Origin of the sequence: Serratia sp. FS14, assembly GCF_000695995.1 — a bacterium.
GTDB lineage: Bacteria > Pseudomonadota > Gammaproteobacteria > Enterobacterales > Enterobacteriaceae > Serratia > Serratia nematodiphila.
In genome coordinates, this window is sequence record NZ_CP005927.1 from 3,783,312 (window position 1) to 3,809,126 (window position 25,815).

The 25,815-nt window shown below is 61.6% G+C and carries 23 protein-coding genes and 1 pseudogene; 11 read left to right on the forward strand and 13 right to left on the reverse strand.

Annotated features, from left to right (window positions below):
- Window positions 1-27 precede the first annotated feature (27 nt).
- Window positions 28-1,275, reverse strand: a complete 1,248-nt coding sequence (locus L085_RS17155; RefSeq protein ID WP_021505426.1) for a glycoside hydrolase family 10 protein — start codon at window positions 1,273-1,275, stop codon at window positions 28-30.
- Window positions 1,276-1,441: 166 nt separating this feature from the next.
- The gene (locus tag L085_RS17160; RefSeq protein WP_044031313.1) at window positions 1,442-3,238 is read right to left on the reverse strand and encodes a glycoside hydrolase family 3 protein; all 1,797 of its coding nucleotides are present in this window, start codon (window positions 3,236-3,238) and stop codon (window positions 1,442-1,444) included.
- 330 nt (window positions 3,239-3,568) lie between these two features.
- Here L085_RS17160 and tus point away from each other — a divergent pair, with 330 nt between their 5' ends.
- Window positions 3,569-4,507, forward strand: coding sequence for a DNA replication terminus site-binding protein (gene tus / locus L085_RS17165; RefSeq protein WP_044031314.1), 939 nt, complete (start codon window positions 3,569-3,571; stop codon window positions 4,505-4,507).
- Here the strand turns inward: tus and L085_RS17170 are convergent.
- From L085_RS17170 to L085_RS17180, 3 genes are all read right to left on the reverse strand, one after another.
- Window positions 4,497-4,865, reverse strand: a complete 369-nt coding sequence (locus L085_RS17170) for a VOC family protein (RefSeq protein WP_044031315.1) — start codon at window positions 4,863-4,865, stop codon at window positions 4,497-4,499. The genes tus and L085_RS17170 overlap by 11 nt on opposite strands.
- Before the next feature lie 90 nt (window positions 4,866-4,955).
- Window positions 4,956-5,645, reverse strand: coding sequence for a YafY family protein (locus L085_RS17175; protein WP_044031316.1), 690 nt, complete (start codon window positions 5,643-5,645; stop codon window positions 4,956-4,958).
- A gap of 1 nt (window position 5,646) precedes the next feature.
- Window positions 5,647-6,537 carry a LysR family transcriptional regulator gene (locus L085_RS17180; RefSeq protein ID WP_044031317.1) on the reverse strand — a complete coding sequence of 297 codons (891 nt, stop codon included), beginning with the start codon at window positions 6,535-6,537 and terminating at the stop codon, window positions 5,647-5,649.
- Window positions 6,538-6,640: 103 nt separating this feature from the next.
- Between L085_RS17180 and L085_RS17185 the strand changes: the two genes are divergently transcribed.
- Window positions 6,641-7,306 carry a peroxiredoxin-like family protein gene (locus L085_RS17185; protein ID WP_044031318.1) on the forward strand — a complete coding sequence of 222 codons (666 nt, stop codon included), beginning with the start codon at window positions 6,641-6,643 and terminating at the stop codon, window positions 7,304-7,306.
- A gap of 41 nt (window positions 7,307-7,347) precedes the next feature.
- Here L085_RS17185 and fumC read toward each other — a convergent pair whose 3' ends face one another.
- Window positions 7,348-8,745, reverse strand: coding sequence for a class II fumarate hydratase (gene fumC / locus L085_RS17190; protein ID WP_004938497.1), 1,398 nt, complete (start codon window positions 8,743-8,745; stop codon window positions 7,348-7,350).
- Window positions 8,746-8,975: 230 nt separating this feature from the next.
- Complete coding sequence (locus L085_RS17195; protein ID WP_044031319.1) at window positions 8,976-9,290, reverse strand: hypothetical protein; 315 nt, start codon at window positions 9,288-9,290, stop codon at window positions 8,976-8,978.
- Between the two features lie 477 nt (window positions 9,291-9,767).
- On the opposite strand from L085_RS17195, the gene manA reads away from it, so the two are divergent.
- Window positions 9,768-10,946 carry a mannose-6-phosphate isomerase gene (gene manA, locus L085_RS17200; protein WP_015377769.1) on the forward strand — a complete coding sequence of 393 codons (1,179 nt, stop codon included), beginning with the start codon at window positions 9,768-9,770 and terminating at the stop codon, window positions 10,944-10,946.
- A gap of 140 nt (window positions 10,947-11,086) precedes the next feature.
- The gene (locus L085_RS17205) at window positions 11,087-12,619 is read left to right on the forward strand and encodes a YdgA family protein (protein WP_044031320.1); all 1,533 of its coding nucleotides are present in this window, start codon (window positions 11,087-11,089) and stop codon (window positions 12,617-12,619) included.
- A gap of 44 nt (window positions 12,620-12,663) precedes the next feature.
- Here L085_RS17205 and L085_RS17210 read toward each other — a convergent pair whose 3' ends face one another.
- Window positions 12,664-13,818, reverse strand: coding sequence for a serine hydrolase domain-containing protein (locus L085_RS17210; RefSeq protein ID WP_015377767.1), 1,155 nt, complete (start codon window positions 13,816-13,818; stop codon window positions 12,664-12,666).
- Window positions 13,819-13,920: 102 nt separating this feature from the next.
- Here L085_RS17210 and L085_RS17215 point away from each other — a divergent pair, with 102 nt between their 5' ends.
- A complete protein-coding gene (locus L085_RS17215; protein ID WP_021505436.1) occupies window positions 13,921-14,829 on the forward strand; it encodes a LysR family transcriptional regulator in 909 nt (302 codons plus the stop codon).
- Window positions 14,830-14,855: 26 nt separating this feature from the next.
- Here L085_RS17215 and blaSRT read toward each other — a convergent pair whose 3' ends face one another.
- Window positions 14,856-15,992 (reverse strand): SRT/SST family class C beta-lactamase, encoded by a 1,137-nt coding sequence (gene blaSRT / locus L085_RS17220; RefSeq protein ID WP_044032075.1) that lies wholly within the window; start codon window positions 15,990-15,992, stop codon window positions 14,856-14,858.
- Between the two features lie 206 nt (window positions 15,993-16,198).
- Here blaSRT and L085_RS17225 point away from each other — a divergent pair, with 206 nt between their 5' ends.
- A complete protein-coding gene (locus L085_RS17225) occupies window positions 16,199-17,080 on the forward strand; it encodes a LysR family transcriptional regulator (RefSeq protein ID WP_021505437.1) in 882 nt (293 codons plus the stop codon).
- Here L085_RS17225 and L085_RS17230 read toward each other — a convergent pair.
- Window positions 17,077-18,109 (reverse strand): annotated as a pseudogene (locus tag L085_RS17230) (Mal regulon transcriptional regulator MalI). The gene L085_RS17225 and the pseudogene L085_RS17230 overlap by 4 nt on opposite strands.
- 223 nt (window positions 18,110-18,332) lie before the next feature.
- Between L085_RS17230 and malX the strand changes: the two are divergent.
- Window positions 18,333-19,952 (forward strand): maltose/glucose-specific PTS transporter subunit IIBC, encoded by a 1,620-nt coding sequence (gene malX / locus L085_RS17235; RefSeq protein ID WP_015377762.1) that lies wholly within the window; start codon window positions 18,333-18,335, stop codon window positions 19,950-19,952.
- Window positions 19,945-21,126 carry a MalY/PatB family protein gene (locus L085_RS17240; RefSeq protein ID WP_044031321.1) on the forward strand — a complete coding sequence of 394 codons (1,182 nt, stop codon included), beginning with the start codon at window positions 19,945-19,947 and terminating at the stop codon, window positions 21,124-21,126. The genes malX and L085_RS17240 overlap by 8 nt, the downstream gene beginning before the upstream one ends.
- Before the next feature lie 32 nt (window positions 21,127-21,158).
- Here the strand turns inward: L085_RS17240 and L085_RS17245 are convergent, their stop codons facing one another.
- Both L085_RS17245 and L085_RS17250 read right to left on the reverse strand, forming a co-directional pair.
- Window positions 21,159-21,527 carry a hypothetical protein gene (locus tag L085_RS17245; protein WP_015377760.1) on the reverse strand — a complete coding sequence of 123 codons (369 nt, stop codon included), beginning with the start codon at window positions 21,525-21,527 and terminating at the stop codon, window positions 21,159-21,161.
- Entirely contained in the window at window positions 21,524-22,120 is a 597-nt protein-coding gene (locus tag L085_RS17250; protein WP_015377759.1) for an NUDIX domain-containing protein, read from the reverse strand. Before L085_RS17250 ends, L085_RS17245 begins: the two co-directional genes overlap by 4 nt.
- A 97-nt stretch (window positions 22,121-22,217) precedes the next feature.
- Between L085_RS17250 and L085_RS17255 the strand changes: the two genes are divergently transcribed.
- From L085_RS17255 to L085_RS17265, 3 genes are all read left to right on the forward strand, one after another.
- Entirely contained in the window at window positions 22,218-22,973 is a 756-nt protein-coding gene (locus L085_RS17255) for a DeoR/GlpR family DNA-binding transcription regulator (protein ID WP_021505440.1), read from the forward strand.
- Window positions 22,974-23,108: 135 nt separating this feature from the next.
- A complete protein-coding gene (gene add / locus L085_RS17260; protein WP_016927887.1) occupies window positions 23,109-24,107 on the forward strand; it encodes an adenosine deaminase in 999 nt (332 codons plus the stop codon).
- Window positions 24,108-24,216: 109 nt separating this feature from the next.
- Complete coding sequence (locus L085_RS17265; RefSeq protein WP_044031322.1) at window positions 24,217-24,762, forward strand: AAA family ATPase; 546 nt, start codon at window positions 24,217-24,219, stop codon at window positions 24,760-24,762.
- An 11-nt stretch (window positions 24,763-24,773) separates the two neighbouring features.
- Here L085_RS17265 and L085_RS17270 read toward each other — a convergent pair whose 3' ends face one another.
- Window positions 24,774-25,778, reverse strand: a complete 1,005-nt coding sequence (locus tag L085_RS17270) for a bile acid:sodium symporter family protein (RefSeq protein ID WP_004938453.1) — start codon at window positions 25,776-25,778, stop codon at window positions 24,774-24,776.
- Between the last annotated feature and the right edge of the window lie 37 nt (window positions 25,779-25,815).

Below are 25,815 nucleotides of genomic sequence, written 5' to 3' on the forward strand. Positions count from 1 at the left end.
CGCGGCTCGTCATGCCAGAGCCCGTGATTATTGACCGGGTTTCCAGCGAGTTTGCAGGTACTCCACCGCCTTGTCCGTTTGCGGCTCGGTCAGATAACGTTGCCGGAACAGGATGGTTCCCCCCATCCCCGGCAGGCTCTCGTTGAGATCCAACTGCCTTTTCAGCTCGGGGACGCCGCCGTCGACGGTCCAGGCCGGCTCGCTGGCCGATGGCGTGCCCACTTTATACAGCGCCACCCCGGCATAGAGCCGAACCGGCGTGTCTTTCACCACCTCGGCCCACCAGTTGGCCAGCACGTCGTAGCGAACAATTTCACGATCGAAAGGCCAATACAGCTGCGGTGCGATATAGTCGAGCAGCCCCAGTTTGACCCACTGGCGCGTATCGGCATAGGCCGTATCGTACGACGGCGCGCCGGCCCGCGTCGCCGAACCGGCAGGATCGTCCGCTTTGTTTCGCCATACGCCCGCCGGGCTGACGCCAAACGCGACCGCGGGCTTCAGTGCTTTGACGGTGGCGGAAACCTGTTTTATCAATTGCAGCGTGTTGTCTCTTCGCCAGTCGGCCTTGTCTGCAAACCCTTTGCCGTATGCGCGATACGTCTTTTCATCATCCAGCGGCGATTGCGGCGTTTCGTAATAGAAATAATCGTCAAACTGAATGCCGTCGACATCGTAGTTTTTGACGACTTCAGCCACCACGCCGGTGATCCAGTTGCGCACCTCGGGCAGGCCGGGGTCGAGCACGAAGCGATCGCTGGCGGTGCGTATCCAGTCGGGATGCAGCGCATAGACGCTGGCCGGCGGCGACTGCAGCGTATGATTGAGTGCATCAATCGTTTGCTGTCGGGTATTCATGGAAACCCGATAAGGGTTCAGCCAGGCATGCACTTTGATGCCGCGTCGGTGCGCTTCTGTCAGCATAAAGGCCAGCGGATCATAACCCGGATCCTGGCCCACGGTGCCGGTCAATACCTCCGACCAGGGCAAGATGTCAGAACGCCACAGGGCCGTGCCGTCCGGTTTAACCTGAAAATACACCGTGTTAATCCCGGTTTTCACCATGTCGTCCAGCGCGTCCGTCAGCCCCTGCTTCTGCAGACGCACCCGCTCTTGCGTGGATTCCGCTTTCAGCGAGGCCGCCGGCGGCCAGTCCAAGCCAATGACCGTGGCCAGCCAGATGCCCCGCATCGGCGTTGCCGGCGGTACAGGCTGCGGAGGCTTTTCCGGCTCAGGGGGTTTGGCGCATCCGCTCACGCCCAGCATGGCGGCCATCAACAGCCATCCGCCTAGTTTTGTTGCGCCTGTCGGCATAAATGTTCTCCTTCCGTGAGTGACGGTTATCCCATGTCGCGGCGTGCGGAGCAAGAAACCGCCCGCTTTATCAACGCCATCCAGCGACCGGCGCCGCCCTTCTCAGACGACGCCTCTCCTTATCCCATCACCAGCTCAGCCCCGTCCCGCGAGGGAACGCCACCTTGCCGGTATTGGTTTGCTCATCGTAGTCATGCCAGGTATTAACCGGCAGTTTTCCGCGCGGTCTGATTTTCCCCGTCAGCACCTGTGCCAGCGATATCATCGAAGGGCCACGCCATACGCCGCTGTCATACCCGTAGTAAGAATAGGTGGCGACAGCCGCATCCACGTCTGCGGCATAGTTCACGATATCGTAAGGCGCGCGCAATGAGAGGTGAACGCATTTTTTCCCCTGCTCGGCGGCGTATTTCAGCCAGCCCGGGTAAGGGCTGCTGTCATTAGCCGCCCCGGTTGCGGCGGTCACGACCCCATCCTGCTCGGCAGGCGTAAAGCGGGTTGAGAGGGTTCCAAGCAAGAACACGTCGCAGCCGGCAATATGTTCCCTGACCTGGGCGTCGCTCAGTTCCGTTTCCTTCGCGGCCACGACGTTCTGATAGCCCTCCTGCGCCATCACGTTCGCAATGCCTTTGGCCTGCTCGCCCCACGGAGTCAGAATAAAGTAGCGCAGCGCTTTGTCCTTTAACGGCAGCAGACATTGACGGTTGATAACCACGGTAATGGAACGATCGGCAATCCGTTTCTCTAGCTGATGCGCGGAGGACGAAACGTCGTGGGAACAGGGTTTATCGCTATGGCCCATCAGGTGATGGCGCAATTTGAGGCGCAAAATGCGCTCGACAGAGGCATCAATATCGGCCTCGCTGAGATGCCCGGTTTTCACCCGCTGCGCAATGTAGCGGATAAGCTCGGGCAGCAGGCTCGCCTGCGCCGGCGAGGCGATGCTGACAGGCATCAGGGCGATATCCACTCCGGCGGTAAAGACGTTTTCAGCCGCCGCTTGCTGGCTGAAATGCTCGGCAATCGCGCCCATATCCAGCGCGTCTGAAATCGTTACGCCGGCATAACCCAGCTCATTGCGCAGGATCTGGGTCTGGATTTCGCGCGACATGGTGGCCGGCACCGTGATTTTTTCACCGTTGCGGGTGTCGATCTGGCTGTTATCCAGTGCGGGGTACTGAATATGCGCAGTCATCACCATATCCGGCGCCGCGCAGCGATCGATGGCCTGTTTATAAGGGGCGATATCAATGGCAAAAGCTTCTTCCCGCGTACGATCGACGCGCGGCAAACCGGTATGCGAGTCGGTGGAGGTGCTGCCATGGCCGGGGAAGTGTTTGTACGCGGTGATCAGCCCCTGCTGTTTCATGCCCGCCACCATGTTTTCCGCCAGGCGGGCAACGGTGTTCTTATCATCGCTGAAGGCGCGAACGTTAATCACCGGGTTGAACGGGTTGGTGTTGACGTCCACGACCGGGGCAAAGTTGGTATTGATATGCAACGCGCGCATATCCTGGGCCATCAGTTTGCCCTGTTCAACGGCGAGCTGTTTATCCGCACCGCCCTCGATCGCCGCCGCCAGCGCCATATTGCCGGGGAATGAGGCGTAGTCGCCGCGCGGCAGCCGGAAAACGTTACCGCCTTCGTTATCCGTGCCAATAAACAAACGAACGCCCGCGTGGGTTTTCAGCGCGGCATACCAGGCCGTCAACGTTTTGATCTGCTGCTTGTCTTTCAGATTATTGGCAAACAGGATCACCCCGCCGATGTGGTTATCGGTGATCAGCTTGCCAATGGCTGCATCGGGAACGGTCATATCCTGATTGCTGCTACCGTTCTGATCCCAGTAGCGAAAATCCAGCATGATTTTTTGCCCGATCTTCTCTTCCAGCGTCATGTTTTTGACTTTCTGTTTAATATCCACAGTAAACCTCCGTTTAAAGCACCCGTTAATGACAGAAGAAAAGATAACCCGAGGGGCTCATAGCGTCCTGCCATTCTGTTTGTTCCAGCGATTGGACAACGGCAAACGGAAAATGGATCAAACAAAATATCAACCAACAGAAAAAATCCATCAATGAATCAAACCCATACCAATGCAAAGTCTATTTCGCGCCCTGCTGTAGAAGGCCCTCTGGCGTATTTTTCGCTGGCAAGCCGGGTGGCCAGTGAAGCCGCTCCCTCTTCGTTTGCCGATGTTGCCCCCAGTCGGCCACTCTTCTATAGTATGTTGTAACTAATATGGGGGTGTGCGATGAGCAGATACGATGTGATTGGCCGAATGAACGCCTGCTTTAACGAGCTGGAGCAGGCGCTCGGCGCGTTGCAGCAGCAGATCGCCCCACTGCGGTTGCTGGCGGCGCGGGTGTTCAGCCTGCCGGAGGTTGAAAAAGGCCAGGAACATCAGGCCATTTCGCATATCGCGGTCGAGCAGCATGTGGGGCAAGCGGCGCGCGATCTGGCGCTGGAGCATTATCAGCGGCTGTTCATTCACCACAACCGGGAGAATGTCAGCAGCAAGGCCGCCGTGCGCCTGCCCGGCGTCATCTGTCTGGCGGTGGAGCAACCGGAGTATCAGGCGCTGCAAACGCAGCTGGCGCTGATCAACCGCCTGAAGGGCGAACTGGAGCAGATTATCACCGTCGATTCCGGCCTGGCGCCGGAGCAGCGTTTCGAGTTCGTGCACACCCATCTGCACGGGCTGATTACCCTCAGCGCCTATCGCACCCTCACCGCCCTGACCAATCCCGACTCCGTGCGCTTCGGCTGGGCCAACAAGCACATCATCAAAAACGTCAAGCGGGACGACATTCTGGCGCAGCTGGAGAAAAGCCTGAAAGCCGGCCGCGCGGTGCCGCCGCACAGCCGTGAACAGTGGGCCGCCCTGGTCAGCCGTGAGATCGACGACGTCAGCCGGCTGCCGCAGCAGGCGACGCTGAAGATCAAACGGCCGGTAAAAGTGCAGCCGATCGCCCGGGTGTGGTATCAGCAGCAGCAAAAACAGGTGCAGCACCCCTGCCCGCTACCGCTGATCGCCCTGTGTCAGGTTGAAAGCGGCGCCGCGGTGCCGAAGATCGGCGAACTGCTCAACTACGACGCCGAGGCGGTGAAACACCGTTACAAACCCGACGCCAGGCCGCTGCGGCGGCTGGTGCCGCGTCTGCACCTGTATACCGACGACGCTACTCGCTGAGGGCATACACCCGCAGGCGATGGCCGTCCGGATCTCGCGCCACGAAGGTGTAACCGAACTCCATCTCGGTCGGCGTTTGCTCGATAGTCAGCCCAAGTTCGCGCCACTGGTTATAGCGCACCTCAACCTCTTGCGGATCCTGGCACAAGAAGCCCAGTTCACCGCCGCCCCCGGGCAGCGTGGCGGCGGGTTTTACCCCCTGTTTGGCCCACATCCCCAGCTTGAAGCCGTTGTTGAGCACGAACAGGGCAAAGCCGGGCGAAAGCTCCACCGGCGCCTGCCCCAGCAGGCGTTGATAAAAGGCGGCGCTGTTGAGCGGGTTGTCGACGTAAAGCAGGGTCATGCTGGGAAGGGTCATCGGTCTATCCTTTGGGTAATGGGAACCGGCCGGTTCCCGATAGGCACAGACTAAGGCGCGCGACTGACAGTTTATGGCAGCAGCGTGCCGCTATTGCTCCGCAATGCCCTCGCTGAGGCGCCACTCTTTCAGCAGCCGCCGCCGGCCACGCGGATAGCGCTGTTCAAGCGGCGTGGCGGCCTGAATGCGATCGAGACGAAAATGGCGAAAGGCCTGACGCAGCTCGCACCAGGCGACCAACATCTGAAACTGATCGAAAAAACCCAGCGCAAAGGGCCACAGCAGGCGTTCGCTGCGCTGCCCCGCCAGATCGAGGTAGTCGATATGCAGTTTGCGCTCGCAGCGGATGGTGTCTCGGATCAGCACCCGCATCTCATCCGCCACCGGCGGCGCCTGAACCGGCGCGATAAGCAGCGTATTGGCCTCCAGCTCCTCCCGCAGCGTCGGCGGCAGCACCGCGGCGATCTTGGCCAGCGCCTGACCCGCCGCGCTCGCCAGTTGGCTGTCGCCGCGGCGGCTGACCCAGCGCATCCCCAGCACCAGCGCTTCTGTCTCCGCCGGCGAGAACATCAGCGGCGGCAGCATAAAGCCGGGGCGCAGCACATAGCCAACGCCCGCCTCACCGGCGATTTCCGCCCCCTGCTGCTGCAGCGTGGCGATATCGCGGTACAGGGTGCGCATGCTGATGCCCAGCGTCTGCGCCAGCGCATGGCCCGCCACCGGATAACGGTGGTTGCGCAGCAGCTGCATCAGATCGAGTAAACGTTGTGCGCGCGACATATCACGGCTCCCTGCATAGCGCGGTTTGGACAAAATCAGCAAAGGTTCGCGCCTTGGCCGAGACGAAATGGCCGCCGGGGAACACCGCCCACAGCGCCAGCGGCGGCAGTTGCCAGTCCGCTAAAGCCGCAATCGCCGCCCCGCTTTGCAGCTCGCTGCGAAACAGGCCTTCGCTGGCGACGGTGGCGCCAAAGCCCGCCAGCACCAACTCGCGCACGCACTCCGCCGCGTTAACCCGCATGCGCCCCGGCAACCGCAGCGCGCGCTGCTCTTCTCCGCGGCTGAAGCGCCACTGCTCGCCGCCGCCACGGCGATGGTAAATCACCATCTCGTGCTGCAACAGATCTTCCGGCCGCTGCGGCATACCGGCAGCGGCAAAATAGCCGGGCGTGCCGATCACGCATTGCTTTACCTCACCCAGCTTGCGGGCGGTAAAACCGGAATCCTCCAACTCGCCAACACACAGGGCAATATCGATGCCTTCTTCAATCAGCGACAGATTGCCGTCATCCAGCAGCAAATCAACGTGTAACCGTGGATTGGCGCGCATAAACGCCGTCAAATCAGGCAAGGGAACGATGCGGGCGAACACCGCCGCCGAAGCGACCCGCAACCGGCCGCTCAGGGTCTCGCCGGCGCTCTGCACCAGCGCTTCCGTCTCCGCCAGCTCGTTCAGGATACGCCGGGTGCGTTGATACAGCTGCTGTCCCGCATCCGTCGGCTGCAGGCCGTGGGTCGAGCGCAGCATCAGGCGCGTGCCGAGCTGCTGTTCTAGCCGCGCCACCGCTTTTGAGACCGCCGGCTGCCCCACGTGCAGCCGCCGCGCCGCCGCGGTAAAGGAGCCGCTCTCGTAAACGCAGGCATAGGTTTCGTAATCGGCAAATTTACCCATGGCATTCCTTGTTGGAATAACTGTTAGCATTTATCGCAGTCTACACGCGCCATTTTGGAATGGGCAAGATAAGCGCTCCCCCTCATTCCCGTCAGGAGAACGCATGACACTGCAAGACAAACTCGATGCCTTCAAAGCGGCATTCGAGGCCGACCAACTGCCGTTCAAACTCGCGGTGCAAGATCACGCGCTGATGCGTGAGGCGATCCAGGCGCAGATCGCGTCGGGCGTGGCCGAACGCGCCCTGAAGGTCGGCGACGCCGCGCCCGGCTTTACACTGTCGGACAGCGAAAACCGACCATGCTCTTCCACGGCGCTGTTGGCAAAAGGGCCGCTGGTCGTCAGTTTCTATCGCGGGATCTGGTGCCCTTACTGTACGCTCGATCTGCAGGCGCTGCAGGCCGCATTGCCCGCCATCACGCAGTACGGCGCGCAGTTGTTGGCCGTCTCGCCGCAGAGCGCGGTGCATAACCGCCAGGCCGCGCGCGATCACGATCTCACCTTTCCGTTGCTCAGCGATGCAGGCAACCGTCTGGCGGCCCAGTTCGGCCTGCGTTACCGCCTGCCGGACGCGCTGATCGCCCTGTATCAACAGCGGCTCGGCCTCGATCTGGCGCAGTTCAACCAGGATGACAGCTGGACGCTGCCGCTGCCAGCGCGATTCGTCATCGCCCGCGATGGCCGTATTGTCTACGCCGAAGCGCACGCCGATTACACCCAGCGGCCGGAGCCGCAGGCGCTGTTATCGGTGCTAGAGATGTTGGCTTGAAAAGACGGGGCGCAACCGCGCCCCATTTAGGCATGACGTCATTATTTCTGCATGCTGCCAACCATCGCTTCCGGCCGCACCCACTCGTCGAACTGCGCTTCGGTCAGGTAGCCGAGCTTCAGCGCCGCGGCTTTCAGCGTCAGCCCTTCCTTGTGCGCTTTCTTGGCGATTTCCGCCGCCTTGTCATAACCGATATGGGTATTGAGCGCCGTCACCAGCATCAGCGATTCGTTCAGCAATTGGGAGATGCGATCGCGGTTCGGTTCAATTCCCACTGCGCAGTGCTCGTTAAAGCCCTGCATGCCGTCGGCCAGCAGGCGAATCGACTGCAGGTAGTTGTGGATCACCATCGGGCGGAACACGTTCAACTCGAAGTTGCCGGAAGCGCCGCCAATGTTCACCGCCACGTCGTTACCCAGCACCTGAGCGCACAGCATGGTCATCGCTTCGCACTGGGTCGGGTTGACCTTGCCCGGCATAATGGAGCTGCCCGGCTCGTTCTCCGGGATCGAAATCTCACCAATGCCGCAGCGCGGGCCGGACGCCAGCCAACGCACGTCGTTGGCGATCTTCATCAGCGAAGCCGCCAGCCCTTTCAGCGCGCCATGCCCTTGCACCAGCGCATCGCAAGTCGCCAGCGCTTCGAACTTGTTCGGCGCCGTGACGAACGGCTGATGGGTCAATTCCGCCAACGCTTTAGCGACGCGCACCGCGTACTCCGGATGGGTGTTCAGGCCGGTGCCGACCGCCGTGCCGCCCAGCGCCAGCTCGGCAATGTGCGGGATACTGTCCTCGATGTGTTTCAGATTGTGCGCCAGCATCGCCGCCCAACCGGATATCTCTTGCCCCAGGGTCAGCGGCGTGGCGTCCTGCAGATGGGTGCGGCCGATTTTGACGATGTCGCGGTAGGCTTCGGCCTTGTCGCTCAGCGTCTTGTGCAGCACTTTCAGCTCGGGGATCAGGTGCTCGCGCAGCGCAATCACCGCCGCCACGTGCATCGCGGTGGGAAACACGTCGTTGGAGCTCTGACTTTTATTGACGTCGTCGTTCGGGTGCACCTTGCGCTCTTCACCGCGCACGCCGCCCAGCAGCTCGCTGGCGCGGTTGGCCAACACTTCGTTCATGTTCATGTTGGTCTGGGTGCCGGAGCCGGTTTGCCAGATTGATAACGGGAACTGGTCGGCATGGCTGTCCGCCAGCACTTCGTCGGCGGCGTTGATGATGGCGGCGCCCCGTTCGGCCGGCAGCAGCCCCAGATCCACGTTCACCTGCGCGGCGGCGCGCTTGGTCAACGCCAGCGCGTGGATCAGCGCGGTCGGCATCTTTTCGGAGGAAATACGGAAATGCGCCAACGAACGCTGGGTTTGCGCGCCCCATAGCTTGTCGGCCGGTACTTCGATGGGGCCCATAGAGTCTTTTTCGATACGAACGCCTGCCATCACGATCTCCTTAGCATAATTCCTAAAATTGTAGGGTTAGGCCGACGCGCTACCCCCCGTCGGCATGCACTCCCAGTATAGTGACATAATAACTATTCGCATTAAGAGAGTTATCTCACAGCACGTTTCATCTCTTTTACCCATTAGCGACGCGGTTATTTTCCGCCGGTTAACCCGCGGTGAAATAAACGGCCGGGAATGAGCCTGGAGAATAAAAATCTGGATAACCATTAACGCGGATGACGCGTATTAAAATTATTGATGCGCTGCGCCTGTAAATGATTGAGCTCATCGATCCGTTGCTGCTGCAGATGATTGATCTCGTCGTAGGCGTCCTGCCGTTCATGATGCCGATACGCCCCGGTCGCCGCCGCACCGGCGGTGAGTGCCAGCGGATGCGCCACAGCCGCGACCGGCGCGGGTGTAACGACGATCGGTGCCGGCGCGATCACCACGGCGCGCGGCGCCGCGTAGGGATAGGCGACAATCACCGCCGCCTGGGCTGCGCCGGTGCAAAACCCCAACAGCAACAACAGTGTTTTCATGCAACAGACCTCTTGTTTCGTTAAATCGACGTGTTAGCCGTTACGGTAAAGGGGTCTGACGCCCAGGTTTAAGCTCAGCGTGTGATAGCCCGGTGCAGCGCGAGAATAATAATAAGGGAATGGCTCAGACGGTAAAAAATAAATTCAGCCGACATAGTTTGACATGCTGAAAAAATAAATAATGACGTTGAATGACCAGGCTAACGGCAATAATTCCGCTGTGCCAAAGAATAATCGATCGGCGGGTTTTCCGGGTCGCCTTGGGACCTGCGCGCCAATTGAGACGCCGATCGTTATCACGTTATACTATGGCCCCATTGCCGGGCGCGACGTTATCCGGCGTTTTTTTGATCGCGCCCATGATTTTTCCTGCCGACGCGGGCGTAGGATAGTCGTCGGCACAGATTTAGTTAACCGTATAAAATCAGTAGGTTATTGTCATCCAGTGTGACAATGACGTTAAGGACGTTTATCGACATGCAAAAAATGACCAACGCGGTACAGAATTACGCCTGGGGCAGCCACGATGCGCTGACCCGTCTTTACGGCATCGCCAACCCGGATAATCAGCCGATGGCCGAACTGTGGATGGGCGCCCATCCCAAGAGCCCTTCCCGCGTGCCGGGCGCCGACGGCGAACTGCGTTCGCTGCGCTTTCTTATCGATGAAGACCAGCCAAAACAGCTGGGCGCCGACGTCGCCAGCCGTTTTGGCGAGTTGCCGTTCCTGTTTAAAGTGCTGTGCGCCGATCAGCCGCTGTCGATCCAGGTTCACCCGAGTAAAGCGGCGGCCGAGATCGGCTTCGCGAAAGAGAATGCCGCCGGCATCCCGCTGAGCGCCGCCGAACGCAACTATAAAGATCCCAACCACAAGCCCGAGCTGGTGTTTGCCCTGACGCCGTTCCTGGCGATGAACGGCTTTCGCGAACTGGCCGATATCGTTTCCCTGCTGCAACCGATCGCGGGCGCGCACCACGACATCGCCGCCTTCCTGCAACAGCCGGACACCGCGCACCTCGCGACCCTGTTCGCCAGCCTGTTGACGATGAGTGGCGAACAAAAATCGCTGGCGCTCGGCGTGCTGAAAGCCGCGCTCAACAACCAGCAGGGGGAACCCTGGGATACCGTGCGCTTTATCGCCGGCTTCTATCCGGACGACAGCGGTCTGTTCTCACCGCTGCTGCTGAACGTGGTGCAGCTCGCGCCGGGCGAGGCGATGTTCCTGTATGCCGAAACGCCGCACGCCTACCTGAAAGGCGTGGCGCTGGAGGTGATGGCCAACTCGGATAACGTGCTGCGCGCGGGCCTGACGCCGAAATTCATCGACGTGCCCGAGCTGCTGGCCAACCTGCAGTTCCGCCCGCAACCGGCTTCCGGCCTGCTGACCCAACCGGAGCAACGCGGCAACGAGCTGTTCTTCCCGATCCCGGTGGAGGATTTCGCCTTCTCACTGCACGATTTGACCGCCGCACCACAGGCGCTGGCACAGCGAAGCGCCGCCATCGTGTTCTGCGTCGCCGGCGAAGCGACGCTGGAGAAATCCGGGCAACGCCTGACGCTCAAACCGGGCGAATCCTGCTTTATCGGGGCGTTCGAATCCCCGGTCAACGTCAGCGGCAGCGGCCGCATCGCCCGGGTTTATAACCAGCTGGCCTAACCGTTGATAAATTTCAGCAAATTGCTTGCTGAAAGCGAGAGCTACCCCCACAATTAAACGCCTGCGGGCGTTTTTTGTCGGCCCCTATTTGCCCCTCCCATGCAACGGAGGGTGATAAGAAAAAAGGATGAAACAGAGCTATGAAAAAATCGTTAGTCGCTGTCAGCGTCATTGTCGTTCTTGGCGCAGCATGGACCGGGGCATCCTGGTACACCGGGAAACAGATCGAGCAGCACATGGGCGAAGTCGTCGACAACGCCAACGGCCAACTGAAAGCCTACCTGCCGAAAGCCGGCGTCAAGCTGAGCTATGAAAATTACCAGCGCGGCCTGTTCAGCAGTAAAGTGCGTTATGTGCTGCGTTCCGACGGCACGGATACCAGTGAAAATGCGGCGCTGAAAGCCGGTGAAGAAGTGGCGTTCCTGGAAACCATCGATCACGGTCCGTTCCCGTTCGCGCAGCTGAAAAAATTCAACCTGCTGCCGAGCATGGCGTCGGTGCATACCGAGCTGGAAAACACCCCGGCGGTGAAAGGCCTGTTTGAAACCACCAAAGGCAAATCGCTGTTTACCGCCGATTCGCGCATCTCGTACAGCGGCGATACCGCGTCCACCATCGACTTTATCCCGCTGGACTACCAGAAGGATAAATCTTCGCTGAAATTCAGCGGCGCTACCATTGACGCCGATGTGTCACGCGATCTGAAAAAATTCGCGCTGGACGCCAATAGCGACACTATCGTGTTCGCCAGCCCGAATGAATTCGGCCAAAACGAGCAGATCACCTTCCAGGGCTTCAACCTGAAAGGCAACAGCAACGAAAGCAAGTTCGGCGTGAAGCTCGGCGATCAGACAATGACGCTGAAGCAGTTCAAACTGACGATCGACGGTAAAGATACCGTGGCGTTGGACGGTTTCAATCTGGTGAGCAAGTTTGGCGAGCAAGGCAGCAGCAATATCGGCGGCCAGATCGACTACACCATGGACGCGCTCAAGGTGCAGGGCAACGACTTCGGTGCCGGTAAACTGACGCTGAAAATCGACAACGTCGACGGCAAGGCGCTGAAAGACTTCTCCGACAGCTACAACCGCCAAACCATGGCGCTGCTGCAGCAGGGCGAGAACCTGGATCCGGACGTCTACGAACAGCAGACCTCCGAGATGCTGCAAAAGAACCTGCCGCTGCTGCTGAAAGGCAACCCGAGCCTCAGCATCGCCCCGCTGAGCTGGAAAAACAGCAAGGGTGAGAGCGTCTTCACGCTGGATCTGGCGATGACCGATCCGAGCAAGGCCGCCTCCCCGGCACAGTCGCCGGATCAAGTGATCGCTCAGGCGGTTAAAAAGCTGGATATCAACCTGACCATTCCGGAAGCGATGGCTACCGAAGTGACCGCGAAGACCGCCTTGTTGCAGGGCTATAATGCGGAAGACGCGCAGAAACTGGCGCAGCAGCAAGTGCAGGGCCTGGCGGCTATGGGCCAGATGTTCAAGCTGACCACCCAGAAAGACGGCGTGATCGCGAGCAAGTTCCACTACGCTGACAATCAGGTTGACCTGAACGGCAACAAGATGTCGCTGCAGGAGTTCATCGGCCAGTTCGCCATGCTGGGCGCCCCGGCGGAAGACGCTGAACCGGCGCAGGAAGCGGAACCCGCTCCGGCACCGGCGCAGTAATCGCCTGAAAACCTAACAAGGGCCCCCTGCGGGGCCCTTTTTATTTACGCTGCATAAACCGCATCGCGGATCTGCTGCGGGTAGCGGCCGCACATGCCTTCAAACGCGGTGTTGGTCAGTATCACCACGCTCAGCTGCGCCTGTGGATCAAAGAACCAGCTGTGGCCGTAAACGCCGCCCCAGGTCAGCGTGCCGGCGTGCTGCGGCGTCTGCGCGGCGTCTGGATCCACCAGCAGCGCGCCGCCAAAGCCGAAGCCCCAGCCCGGCCCTTGCGTTTGCGCCTGCGCGCCCACGTGCGGGCTGCGCAGCAACGCCACCGTGTCCGGCTGCAACATGCCCTGCCCGCCGCTGCGCAGCGCTTCCACCAGCTTCAGCACGTCGTCGGCATCGCCGACCATGCCCGCGCCGCCGGAAGGATAAGCCTCCGCGTTAAGCGCCCGCGCGGGTGAAAACAGCACCTCGCCCCCCGCCATCTCCTCCGGCAGCGCCACCCGCAGGCCTTCATACATGCGCAGTGGCCCTTGCGGGGTGTTGTAATACGGCGTCGCCAGGTTCGCGGCGTCCGTCGCATGGAATGCGGTGTTGCCAAGCCCCAGCGGCTGCGCCACCCATTCGACAAACAGTTGCGGCAGCGACATGCCCGTCACCCGCTCCAGCACCGCGCCAAGCACATCGATCGCCAGCGAATAATTGAAGCGCTCCCCCGGCGCCGACAGCAACGGCGCCTGCGCCAACAGCCGCAGGTTTTGCTCCAGCGTCAGCGTCGACAGCTCCACGCCGTCCTGGATCCCCAACTGATGGTAAACGCCCGCCGGCGGTTGGTTCAACCGATAGTCCAACCCGGCGGTATGGCTCAGCAAATGACGGATCTTGATCGTCGGGCGCCGGCCGTCCGCCAGTGCCGGGGTAAACCACGGCAGCCAGTCGCTGACCGCATCGTCCAGGCTCAGCTTGCCTTGCTCAATCAAACGCAACGCCGCCAGCGTGGTATAGGGTTTGGAAACCGACGACAGCCGAAACTGCGTTTCCCGCCGCATCGGTTGCCGCGCTTCGCGATCGGCATAGCCGGCCGCCCCGGCGTAGCAAATTTCGCCCCGCCGCGCCACCAGCACCACGCTGCCGACGATGCGCCCTTCGGCCATCGCCTGTTGATCGATCGCCGCGATCCGTTCTGTTAACGCCTGTTGTATTGCCGACATGATTTTAATCTCTCTGAGGGAAAGTAAAACCAGTCTAAAACGTTCTTCATAAATTAAAATAAGGCATAATTTAATGAATCATTAAGCAGAGGTTATTGATAGATGAGTTCACTCCTGCAACTGCTGCCCTATTTCGAAGCCGTGGCACGCCTGGGCAACTTTACCCGCGCGGCCAGCCAACTGGGCGTCACGCCGCCGGCGGTGTCGCAAAACATTCAGGCGCTGGAGAATCAGCTGGGAGTGCGGTTATTTCACCGCACCAGCCGCTCGGTGCGCCTCAGCGACGAAGGCCGGTTGTTCTATCAGAAGGTGTCGCCGGCTATGGGCCAGATCGATGTGGCAGCGGACGATGTGCGCGCCCTGGGCGCACAGCCGGCAGGCCTGCTGCGCATTACGCTGCCGCAGCTGGCCGCTTCGCTGCTGGTAATGCCGCATCTGGCGGCGTTTCAGCGACGCTATCCCGAGGTGCAGCTGGAGCTGTTTACCGAAGACCGCTTTTCCGATCTGGTGCTGGGCAGTTTCGATGCCGGCATTCGCATGCACGCCATGCTGCAAAAGGACATGATCGCCGTGCCGATCGATAACGGCCAGCGCCGGGTGCTGGTCGCTTCGCCTGACTATCTGGCGCGCTGCGGCGCGCCGGCCACGCCGGACGATCTGCTCGCGCACCATTGCCTGCGCTACCGTTTTCCCGGCAGCGGCAAACTGGAACCCTGGTATTTCAGCCTGGGCGACGATGAACGCGCGCTGGACGTCAGCGGCAGTTTGATTTTTAACGAAGACAGGCTGATCAAGGATGCGGCGTTGGCGGGGCTGGGTATCGCACAGCGTTTTCAGGGCACGGTGTTGCAGGAGCTGGCCCAGGGGCAACTGGTGGAAGTGCTGCCGGGTTACGCCAGCGAAGCATCGGGATTTTTCATCTACTTCCCCGCCGGCAGACATCTGCCGCTCAAACTGCGCGCCTTTATCGATTTCATGCGCGAGCAACGTGAACGGCAGCATCGGTGGTAGGGGCGCCCCGCCGGCGCCCTTGATTGTCAGCGCTTCTCCAGCGCCTGGATGATGCGATAAGTCGCCTCGACCCGATCGTCGTTCGGGAACCATTTGTTGGCCAGCATCACCACGGCGATATTCTTCGCCGGGATGAACACCGCGTAGGTGGAGAAACCGCCGGTAGAGCCGGTTTTGTTATACCAGCCGGCGCGCAATTCCGGCTGCGGCGGCGTGATGGCGGTAGCCGGCGTGCCGTTCATGATCATCCCGGCGTTGTTGCCCTCGATCAAACGCGACAGTTTCACCGGATACGGGTAGTTCTCCCACATCAGATCCTGCGTGAACGCGCCCGCCTTATAATAGCCGACGTGCGTCCCGGCCAGCGCGTCGCGCCACGGCTGTGCGACCTTCACCTGCTGCAGGTTGGCGTCCAGATAGCGAATCAGATCGCGAGCGTTGGACTTGATGCCGTAAGACTCGGCGTCCAGTGGGCCGGGATTGACCCGCACCGGCTTATCGTCCTTGTTGTAACCCTGCGCATAGTTGGCCATCTGCGCCGCCGGCACCTGAACGTAGGTGTGGCTCATGCCCAGCGCCGGCAACATCCCCTGTTCCATCGCCTGGATAAACGGCTGGTCGAGGCTTTTGGCGGCGATCATGCCCAGCATGCCGATACCGAGATTGGAATAGACGCGGTAGCTGCCCGCCGGGTGTTTCGGCTGCCAGGCCCGGTAGTAGGCCATCAGTTGGGCGTTGTCGGTCACGTCGTCCGGCACGAACAGCGGCAGGCCGGAGGTATGCGTCGCCAGATTCAGCAGGCTGACGCCGTCGAAGGCGCTGCCGCGCAGCTCGGGCAGGTAGCGGCTGGCCGGATCGTTGAACGACAGCTTACCCTGCTGCTGCGCATAGACCGCCAGCGTCGCGGTGAAGGTTTTGCTCAGCGAGCCCACTTCGAACAGCGTCTGCTCGGTGATCGGTTTGCCGGTCTGCTTCGAGGCCACGCCATACGGGTAAATCTGCTGTTTGCCGTCAACCGACACGGCGATCGCCATGCCCGGCACGCCATATTTTTTCATCAGCGGCTGAATAACGGCGTCGATATCCTGCTGCTGTGCGGCCTGTGCGGTCGGCAGGATCAGCGCGGCGATCAACGCGGTCGCCAGGCGGTTCATTTTCGTCATGATAGAAGCTCTCAGGTTGCAGGGCATCGGCCGCGGCCAAAAGTTTTTATTGGCGTTATGCACGGCGCTTTCCCTGGTTGATGATGTCATTCCTTTACGGCTGCCGCGACGCTCTCAGCAGCCGCGCCAAATATCGGATTTTGCCGCCGGGTTGACAAGCGATAATAATTTCAGCCAGCATAAAGAAAAACTTATGGCTATCGACGATGCGCAATCGACTTCCCCTCAATGCCCTGCGGGCGTTCGAATCCTCCGCCCGCCACCTGAACTTCACCCGCGCCGGCCTGGAGCTGCGCGTCACCCAGGCCGCCGTCAGCCAGCAGGTGCGCATGCTGGAAGAACAGCTGGGCATTCAGCTGTTCCGCCGCCTGCCGCGCGGCCTGGATCTGACCGAAGAAGGCCAGGCGCTGCTGCCGGTGTTGAACGACGCCTTCGACCGCATCGAGGCGGTGCTGCAGCAGTTCGAAGGCGGGCATTTCCACGAGGTGCTGACGGTGGCGGTGGTCGGCACCTTCGCCGTCGGCTGGCTGATGCCGAGGCTGGCGGCGTTCCGCACGGCGCACCCGTTTATCGATCTACGGGTGCTGACCCACAACAACCTGGTCAATCTGTCGGCCGACGGCATGGATTTCGCCATCCGCTTCGGCGAAGGCCTCTGGCCCGCCACCTGCAATATCAAGCTGTTCGACGCGCCGCTGACGGTGCTCTGCCCGCCGGCGGTCGCCGCGCGCCTGCGCACGCCGCAGGATCTGCAGCACGAGCAGCTGATGCGCACCTACCGCAAGGATGAATGGGAGCGCTGGTTCACGGCTGCGCAGGTGACGCCGTGGCGGATCAACGGCCCGGTGTTCGACTCGTCAAGACTGATGGTGGAAGGCGCGATCCAGTGCGACGGTGTGGCGCTGGCGCCGGTCAGCATGTTCCGCCGCGAACTGGCCGCCGGCGTGCTGCAGCGGCCGTTCGCCGCCGAGGCCGCGCTTGGCGCCTATTGGCTGACCCATTTGAAGTCGCGGGACCTGACGCCGGCGATGAAAACCTTTATCGGCTGGATCCGCCGGGAGGCGGAAGAGGAACTGCGGCGGGATTAGGCGGAGCCGCGCCGGATCAGCGTCGGCGGCAGAATGACGTTCTGCGCCGGCAGGTCGGCGTCACCGATGCGCTGCAGCAGGCGCGCGGCGGCGCTGCGCCCCACTTCCCGCGCCGAGCTGGAGACGAAGGTCAGCGGCGGCTCGGTCAGCTCGGCCTCCGGCACGTCGCCGAAGCCGATCAGCGCCACCTGCCGCCCGTAGTAAGCGTCAACCCCATCCGAGCCGATGCTGCGGCCGCTGCGCGTCAGGCCAAAATAGGCGCCCAGCGCCACCGAAGCCTTGTGGCAAACGACAGCGGTAATGTTCGGATAGTGGCGCAGCAGCTGTTCCGCCGCTTGCGCCGCCTCACGCTGCCGGCAATCGCACTCGACGATCCATTCGCTGCGAAACGGCAGGCCGTACTGCACCAGCGTGGCGCAAAAGCCCCCCAACCGCTCGGCACGCGTCAATGAGTCGCTCTGGCCGCCAAGGTAGGCGATTTGGCTGTGGCCGCGTTTGATCAAAAATTCGGTGGCCAGTTTGGCGGCCTGCATGTTGTCCGGCCGCACCACGTCCACCCCATCGAGACCGCTGGAGCGCGCCACGCAGACCAGCGGTACGCCCTGCTCGGCCGCCTTCTCCTTCAACCCAGCCGCCGCGCGAATGCCGCCGGCCAGCACGATACCGTCGACGCCCTGCGCCAGCAGCGCGTCAAACGCCCGCTGCAAGCCCTGGCCGTCGCGCCCGCTCTGGGTTAAAAAACAGCAGTTTGTCGTGCGCCTCCAGCGCTTCGCTCAGCCCGGCGGTCATTTCGGCATAGAAGGGTTCGCAAATGTCGCGCAGAACGAGGCCGATCACCCCAGATTCACCGCCGCGCAGCGTCGCCGCCTGACGATTGCGCACGTAGCCCAGCTGCTCTATCGCCTGATTGACCTTCTCGACGGTGGTCGGCGAAATCCGCCCCTTGCCGCTCAACACCAGGGAAACCGTGGTGACCGACACGCCCGCCTGCTGCGCCACATCGGTGATGGTGATTTTTTTGATGCTCATAGTCTCTGCGAACCCGTTCCTGGGCAACCCGCGCCGTAATGATCAAGGGTATACCGAATCCGTTAACTCAGTAAAACGTTTTACTGCCAGCCGCATTGTCGCCAAAAACCGGGCGGCAGATTTGTGATTGGTGGCGCATTTTTGCTAGGTAAAACGTTTTATCTTCTTTTTACCTAATCAGCAGTCCCCTTTTTGCTCGTCTTTTCGCCAGGAGAAGTCGGTTATGTCAGCAGCCAACAAACCCAAAATCACCCTCTGGGAGTTCTTCCAGAGCCTGGGCAAAACGTTCATGTTGCCCGTCGCCTTGCTCTCTTTCTGCGGCATCATGCTGGGGATCGGCAGCTCGCTGAGCAGCCGCGACGTGATCACCCTGATGCCGTTTATCGGCCACCCGATCTTCCAGCTGATCTTCACCTGGATGAGCAAGGTAGGCTCCTTCGCCTTCAGCTTCCTGCCGGTGATGTTCGCCATCGCCATTCCGCTGGGCATGGCGCGCGAAAACAAAGGCGTCGCCGCGTTCTCCGGTTTCGTCGGCTTCGCTGTGCTGAATCTGGGCACCAACTTCTATCTGACCGCCGCCGGCGTGCTGCCCACCAGCGATCCGCTGGTGCTGAAAGCCAACAATATCCAGAACATCCTCGGCATTCAGTCGATCGATACCGGCATCCTCGGCGCGGTGATCGTCGGCATCATCGTCTATCGCCTGCATGAACGCTTCCACACCATCCGCCTGCCGGACGCGCTGGCGTTTTTCGGCGGCACGCGCTTCGTGCCAATCGTCACCACCGTGGTGCTGGGCCTGTGCGGCTTGGTGATCCCACTGATCTGGCCGTGGTTCGCCGCCGGCATCACCGGGCTGGGCTGGGTGATCAACAGCGCCGGCGCCTTTGGCCCGATGCTGTTCGGCACCGGCGAACGCTTGCTGCTGCCGTTCGGCCTGCAGCACATTCTGGTGGCGCTGATCCGCTTTACCGAGGCGGGCGGTACGATGGAGGTGTGCGGCCACAGCGTCAGCGGCGCCCTGACCATCTTCCAGGCGCAGCTCTCCTGCCCGACCACCACCGGCTTCGCCGAGAGCGCCACCCGCTTCCTGTCACAGGGTAAAATGCCGGCGTTCCTCGGCGGCCTGCCGGGCGCGGCGCTGGCGATGTACCACTGCGCTAAACCGGAGAATCGTCACAAAATCAAAGGGCTGTTGATTTCCGGCGTGGTAGCCTGCGTGGTCGGCGGCACCACCGAACCGATCGAGTTCCTGTTCCTGTTCGTCGCGCCGTTCCTGTATCTGATCCACGCGCTGCTCACCGGGTTGGGCTTTACCGTGATGGCGCTGCTGGGCGTGACCATCGGCAACACCGACGGCAACATCATCGACTTCGTGGTGTTCGGCATTCTGCACGGCACCGCCACCAAGTGGTATCTGGTGCCGGTGGTGGCCGCCGTCTGGTTCGTCGGCTATTACGCCATTTTCCGCTTCGCCATCCAGCGCTTTAACATCAAAACGCCGGGTCGTGAGAGCGACAGCGCCGTCAGCCAAAGCGCGCCGAGCGGCGCGGTGGGCAAATCCGGCTACAACGTGCCGGCGATTCTGGCGGCCCTCGGCGGCCCGGGCAACGTTATCACGCTGGACAACTGCATCACCCGCCTGCGCCTGTCGGTCAACGACATGAGCCGGGTGGACGACGCGGCGCTGAAGGCCAACCGCGCCATCGGCGTAGTGCATCTCAACGACCATAATCTGCAGGTGGTGATCGGCCCGCAGGTGCAATCGGTGAAAGATGAATTAGACTCACTGATAGCCACGGCGCAACCTGCCGCGGCGCTGCAGGGAGCCACCCATGTTTGATTTCTCCACCCCGATCGACCGCCACGGCACCTGGTGCACCCAGTGGGACTATATCGCCGATCGTTTCGGCAGCGACGACCTGCTGCCGTTCACCATCTCCGATATGGATTTCGCCACCGCACCGTGCATTCTCGAGGCGTTGCAGCAACGCCTGCAGCACGGCGTGCTGGGCTACAGCCGCTGGCAGCACGAGGATTTTCTCGGCGCGCTGCGCCACTGGTATCAGCAACGTTTCAACGTCGCCATCGACACCGCAACGGCGGTGTACGGCCCTTCCGTTATCTACATGGCGGCGCAGCTGATCCGCCAATGGTCCGTACCGGGCGATTATGTGGTGACCCATACCCCGGCCTACGACGCCTTCTACAAGTTGATCCTCGCCAACCAACGCCAGCTGTTGGCCTGCCCGCTGCACAAGGCCGGCGACGACTGGCGCTGCGACATGGCGCACCTTGAGGCGTTGCTGGCGCGGCCGCAAACCAAGATCCTGCTGCTGTGCAGCCCGCATAATCCCACCGGCAAAGTGTGGCGCCGCGACGAGTTGCAGCAGATGGCCGAACTGTGCGAGCGCCACGACGTGCGCGTCATCAGCGACGAAATCCACATGGATATGGCATGGGGGGAACACCGCCATACGCCGTGGAGCCAGGTGGCGACCGGCGCCTGGGCCTTGCTGACCTCCGGCTCCAAGAGTTTCAATATCCCGGCGCTGACCGGCGCCTACGGCTTTATCAGCGATGACGCCAGCCGCGAAGCCTACTTCCAGCAGCTCAAATCCCGCGACGGCCTCTCCTCGCCGGCGGTGCTGGCGGTGGCGGCGCACGTGGCTGCCTATCGCCACGGCGAACCCTGGCTGGACGCCCTGCGCGACTATCTGCAGGATAATCTGAGCTACGTCGCCGAACGGCTGGAGCAGGCGTTTCCCGCGCTGGGCTGGCGCCCGCCGCAGGCCACCTACCTGGCCTGGATCGATCTGCGGCCGCTGGCCGTAGACGATCGGGCGCTGCAGCAGGCGCTGATCGAGCGCGAAAAGGTGGCGATCATGCCGGGCTTTACCTACGGCGAGGAAGGCCGCGGGTTCCTGCGTCTCAACGTCGGCTGCCCGCGCGGCAAGCTGGAGGCCGGAATGGACAAGCTGATCGCCGGGTTGAGGATGGTGCTGGGCGAGCAATAACGCGAGGGGGCGAGCCTCTGCCCGCCCCTCGGTTACGCCTGAACAGACGGAATTTCCTCCAGATGACGATAGACCGTCAATCCCCATTCGTTAGCCAACCGCACGTCGTTATCGGCTCCCGCAGATGCCCCTTCGATGCGATACACCGCCTGACACTGCGCAATCAGCCGATGGGCCACCGGGTAAAGAAACGCCTCGCTCACCGCATCGCCAACCTGAGTGGAGCCTGCCGCCGCCGCCAAAGGCAGCGCCAGCCATTCGCCGATCACCGGCACGTGTCCCCGCAGGTAAACCGCCAGCGCCGCCTGTTCCAGGCGCGCCAGATTGGCGGCGATACGCTGCGGATCGCCATCGGTGCCGCTGCGATAGGGGCCGGCGATCAGGATTTGTTGTGCTTTCATCGTTCTTCCTCCAACGTCCGGTTCAAGGCGACAAACTGCAGCAGCATGATGGTCTTGGCGTCAACGATCGCGCCCTGACGAATCGCCTGCAGGGCCTGCGCCAGCGGCAGCTCGATCACCTCCAGATCCTCGCCCTCCGCCGCCACCCCGCCGCCCTCGTTGACGCGATCGCCCGCCTGATATTCACCGACGAAAAAGTGCAGCTTCTCGGTGACCGAACCTGGGCTCATGTACGCCTCGAACACTTTCTCCACGTTCTGCACGAAATAGCCGGTTTCCTCTTCCGCTTCGGCTCTGATGCGCGCCTCCGGCGACGCGTTGTCCAGCAGCCCGGCGGCGGCCTCAATCAGCATGCCGTCATGACCGTTGACGAACACCGGAAAGCGGAACTGGCGCGTCAGGATCACCGTCTGCGCCTGCCGGTTGAACAGCAAAATCACCGCGCCGTCACCGCGATCGTAAGTCTCACGGCTTTGCCGCTGCCAGACGCCGTCGCGCCGCAGAAAATCAAAGGTGGTTTTTTTCAGCAGGTACCAGTCATCGGACAACACCCGGGTTTCGACAATGCGAACCCTGTCTTTGGTGGCTATCATCGGTTTACTCCGCCAGAGGAAGGAAATTGATACTATCGTGCAGTTTCGTGTATGATCAAGATATTTCGTGCAAAACAAATTTGAGGGAAAAATGGCCATGTTGACCAGCCAGCGCAAGAAAATCATCCTGGAGAAACTGGCTCAGGACGGCCAGGTGTTGGCCAAGCAGCTCAGCGAGCTGTTCGGGCTGTCGGAAGACACTGTCCGGCGCGACCTGCGCGAACTGGACGCCGAGGGGTTGCTGCAGCGGGTGCACGGCGGCGCCCTGCCGGTTTCATCCGCCATCGCCAGCTTCGCCGAACGCAATCAGTTGGAATCCGGCGCCAAACGCGCGATCGCCAAAGTGGCGGCGGCGCTGATCGCCCCCGGCCAGGTGGTGATCATCGACGGCGGCACCACCTCCGCCGAGCTGGTCAGGCAGCTGCCGCTCAGCCTGAACGCCACCATCGTCACCCACAGCCCCAGCGTCGCCGTGGGCCTGGCCGATCATCCCACGGTGGAGGTGATCCTGATCGGCGGCCGGTTGTACAAGCATTCGATCGTCAGCGTCGGCGCCGCCGCGGTGGAAGCGATGTCGCATATTCGCGCCGATATCTATTTTATGGGCGTGACCGGCGTGCACCCCACTGCGGGGCTGAGCACCGGCGATCTGGAAGAGGCCTACATCAAGCGCGCGCTGGCGGCCCGCGCGGCGGAAACCGTAGTGCTGGCCTCCGCCGCCAAGCTTAACGCCGCCTCGCAGTATGCGATCGGTGACATTACGCTGGCGCATACCATCATCGTTGAACGCGCCACCGACGACGCATTGATCGCACCGTTGCAGCAGGCGGGCGTCAGCGTGTTGAAAGCCTGATTCACGACGATAATGCGATACTCCTCGCATTATTTGTGATGCAAGTCACTTTTTTATGCAACGAGATGGCAAGTTTCATTCATTTGTTTTTATACTGTTCTGCACTTTACCTACGATAATTAGCGAGTGCCCAGCATGATCGATCCCCGCCTACCGCTTACCGACATTCACCGCCATCTCGACGGCAACATCCGCGCGCAGACCATTCTCGACCTCGGTCGCCAGTTCAATCTCGCCCTGCCGGCCAACGATTTGGAGAGCCTGCGCCCGCACGTGCAGATCACCCACGCCGAACCGGATCTGGTCAGCTTCCTGCAGAAACTGGACTGGGGCGTAGCGGTGCTGGGCGATCTGGACGCCTGCCGCCGGGTGGCCTACGAAAACGTCGAGGACGCCGCCAACGCCGGCCTGCACTACGCCGAGCTGCGTTTTTCCCCTTACTACATGGCGATGAAGCATCAGCTGCCGGTCGCCGGCGTGGTGGAAGCGGTGATCGACGGGATCCGCTCGGGCTGCCGCGATCGCGATATCGACATTCGCCTGATCGGCATCATGAGCCGCACCTTTGGCGAGGCCGCCTGTTTGCAGGAGCTGGAAGGGTTGCTGGCGCACCGCGACGGCATTACCGCACTGGATTTGGCGGGCGATGAGCTGGGCTTCCCCGGCAGCCTGTTCCTCAGTCACTTCAACCGTGCGCGCGACGCCGGCCTGCGCATCACCGTGCACGCGGGCGAAGCCGCCGGCCCGGAAAGCATCTGGCAGGCGATCCGCGAGCTGGGCGCCGAACGTATCGGCCACGGGGTAAAAGCGGTTGAAGATCCGGCGCTGATGGACTTCCTGGCGGAACACGGCATCGGCATCGAGTCCTGCCTGACCTCCAACATCCAAACCAGCACCGTGCCGTCGCTGGCGCAGCATCCGCTGGCCACCTTCCTGCGCCACGGCGTGCTGGCGTCGATCAACACCGACGATCCGGCGGTTCAGGGCATCGAGATCGAGCATGAATACCGCGTCGCCGCGCCGCAGGCCGGGCTGACGCCGGAAGAAATCCGCACCGCGCAGGAAAACGGCCTGAAGCTGGCCTTCCTCAGCGAGCAGGAAAAACAGGCGCTACGCGCCAAAGTTCAGGGCTAATCTCCCCAGGCGCCAAACGGCGCCTTCTTCTCATCCCCCGTCTTCTTCCGCCTGCTCGTCTTTATCGCTGTTTTCACCCCATCACTCTGTTGCAAGAGAGGAGATCCGTATGTCTGACAAACTACGCCGTATCGTGCTGACCGGCGGCCCGGGTTCGGGCAAAAGCACGCTCATCGACGTTCTTCATCGCCGCGGTTACCCGCATTCGCAGGAGGCGGGCCGGGCGATTATTCAGGATCAGGTGAGTATTGGCGGCAATGCGCTGCCGTGGGGCGATCGCCAGGCTTTCGCCGAGCGGATGCTCGATTGGGAACTGCGTTCATGGCGCGAAGCGACGGGCGCAACATGCTGGTTCTTCGATCGCGGCCTGCCGGATATCGCCGGTTACCTGACGCTGTGCGGATTATCGATCCCCGCCCCCTTAACGGCGGCGATCGACGCCTTTCGCTATGCCGATACGGTGTTCATCGCCCCGCCGTGGCGAGCGATTTATGCGCAGGACAGCGAGAGAAAACAGTCTTTCGCCGAAGCCGAGCAAACCTATCGGGCGATGGTGGCCATCTATCGCCGTTATGGCTATCGGCTGCAAGAGCTGCCGCGCGCCTCACCCGATGAGCGCGCCGACTTTCTGCTCGACGCGCTGGGCCGCCGCTAGCGGCCTGCTACCTATTTGGCCGCCAGCGCCTCCGCCTCGGCCCGCTGTTTGGCGGTTTTACGCGCATAGCGCTGCGCCAGCACCGCGCACACCATCAGTTGCACCTGGTGGAAAATCATCAGCGGCAGCACCATGGCGCCCACCGCCGCGGCCGGGAACAGCACGTTGGCCATCGGGATGCCGTTCGCCAGGCTCTTTTTCGAACCGCAGAAGACGATGGTGATTTCATCGGCGGTGTTGAAGCCCAGCCAGCGCGCCGCGTAGGTGTTGATCACCAGCACCACCGTCAGCAGCACCAGCGACATCACCAGGATGGTCAGCAGCGACCAGCCGTCGATACGGTGCCAAATCCCTTCCACCACCGCCGCACTGAACGCGGTATACACCACCAGCAGGATCGACGAACGGTCGGTCAGGTTAATCAGTTTGCGATGGCGGTCGATCCACTTGCCGATCAGCGGCCGCGCCAGATGGCCGATCACGAACGGCACCATCAGTTGCAGAATGATTGAGCCAATGGCGTGCAGCACGTCGGTATTGCCGCCCTGGGTATGCATCAACGCCCCCACCAGCAGCGGCGACAGGAACACGCCAAGAATGCTGGACGCTGAGGCGCTGCAGATCGCCGCCGCCACGTTGCCGCCCGCCGCCGAGGTAAAAGCGATGGCCGACTGCACCGTGGCCGGCAGCGCGCACAGATAGAGGAAGCCGAGATAGACCGTCGGCGTCATGATGCCCGGCACCAGCAGGTTCATCGCCAGCCCGAGCAGCGGGAACAGCGCAAAGGTGCTGAGGAACACCAGCAGATGCAGCTTCCAGTGGCTCATGCCGGCGACGATCGCCTCGCGCGACAGCTTGGCGCCGTGCATAAAGAACAGCAGTGCGATGGCGGCGGTGGTCAGGTGTTCAAAGAAGGTTTTCCAGATGCCTTCGCAGGGGAACAGCGAGGCGACGATCACCACCAAAATCAGAACCAGCAAAAATTTATCAATGCGCAAACGCTGCAACCAGGACATGAAACGAATTTCCTTGCACGTAAAGTCGTAAAAAGGC

Coding starts and splice junctions, on each gene's coding strand:
- L085_RS17155 (WP_021505426.1), bottom strand. CDS start 1,275: ATGGCCGCCATGCTGGGCGTGAGCGGATGCGCCAAACCCCCTGAGCCG.
- tus (WP_044031314.1), top strand. CDS start 3,569: ATGAGCAGATACGATGTGATTGGCCGAATGAACGCCTGCTTTAACGAG.
- L085_RS17170 (WP_044031315.1), bottom strand. CDS start 4,865: ATGACCCTTCCCAGCATGACCCTGCTTTACGTCGACAACCCGCTCAAC.
- L085_RS17175 (WP_044031316.1), bottom strand. CDS start 5,645: ATGTCGCGCGCACAACGTTTACTCGATCTGATGCAGCTGCTGCGCAAC.
- L085_RS17180 (WP_044031317.1), bottom strand. CDS start 6,537: ATGGGTAAATTTGCCGATTACGAAACCTATGCCTGCGTTTACGAGAGC.
- L085_RS17185 (WP_044031318.1), top strand. CDS start 6,641: ATGACACTGCAAGACAAACTCGATGCCTTCAAAGCGGCATTCGAGGCC.
- fumC (WP_004938497.1), bottom strand. CDS start 8,745: ATGGCAGGCGTTCGTATCGAAAAAGACTCTATGGGCCCCATCGAAGTA.
- L085_RS17195 (WP_044031319.1), bottom strand. CDS start 9,290: ATGAAAACACTGTTGTTGCTGTTGGGGTTTTGCACCGGCGCAGCCCAG.
- manA (WP_015377769.1), top strand. CDS start 9,768: ATGCAAAAAATGACCAACGCGGTACAGAATTACGCCTGGGGCAGCCAC.
- L085_RS17205 (WP_044031320.1), top strand. CDS start 11,087: ATGAAAAAATCGTTAGTCGCTGTCAGCGTCATTGTCGTTCTTGGCGCA.
- L085_RS17210 (WP_015377767.1), bottom strand. CDS start 13,818: ATGTCGGCAATACAACAGGCGTTAACAGAACGGATCGCGGCGATCGAT.
- L085_RS17215 (WP_021505436.1), top strand. CDS start 13,921: ATGAGTTCACTCCTGCAACTGCTGCCCTATTTCGAAGCCGTGGCACGC.
- blaSRT (WP_044032075.1), bottom strand. CDS start 15,992: ATGACGAAAATGAACCGCCTGGCGACCGCGTTGATCGCCGCGCTGATC.
- L085_RS17225 (WP_021505437.1), top strand. CDS start 16,199: ATGCGCAATCGACTTCCCCTCAATGCCCTGCGGGCGTTCGAATCCTCC.
- malX (WP_015377762.1), top strand. CDS start 18,333: ATGTCAGCAGCCAACAAACCCAAAATCACCCTCTGGGAGTTCTTCCAG.
- L085_RS17240 (WP_044031321.1), top strand. CDS start 19,945: ATGTTTGATTTCTCCACCCCGATCGACCGCCACGGCACCTGGTGCACC.
- L085_RS17245 (WP_015377760.1), bottom strand. CDS start 21,527: ATGAAAGCACAACAAATCCTGATCGCCGGCCCCTATCGCAGCGGCACC.
- L085_RS17250 (WP_015377759.1), bottom strand. CDS start 22,120: ATGATAGCCACCAAAGACAGGGTTCGCATTGTCGAAACCCGGGTGTTG.
- L085_RS17255 (WP_021505440.1), top strand. CDS start 22,218: ATGTTGACCAGCCAGCGCAAGAAAATCATCCTGGAGAAACTGGCTCAG.
- add (WP_016927887.1), top strand. CDS start 23,109: ATGATCGATCCCCGCCTACCGCTTACCGACATTCACCGCCATCTCGAC.
- L085_RS17265 (WP_044031322.1), top strand. CDS start 24,217: ATGTCTGACAAACTACGCCGTATCGTGCTGACCGGCGGCCCGGGTTCG.
- L085_RS17270 (WP_004938453.1), bottom strand. CDS start 25,778: ATGTCCTGGTTGCAGCGTTTGCGCATTGATAAATTTTTGCTGGTTCTG.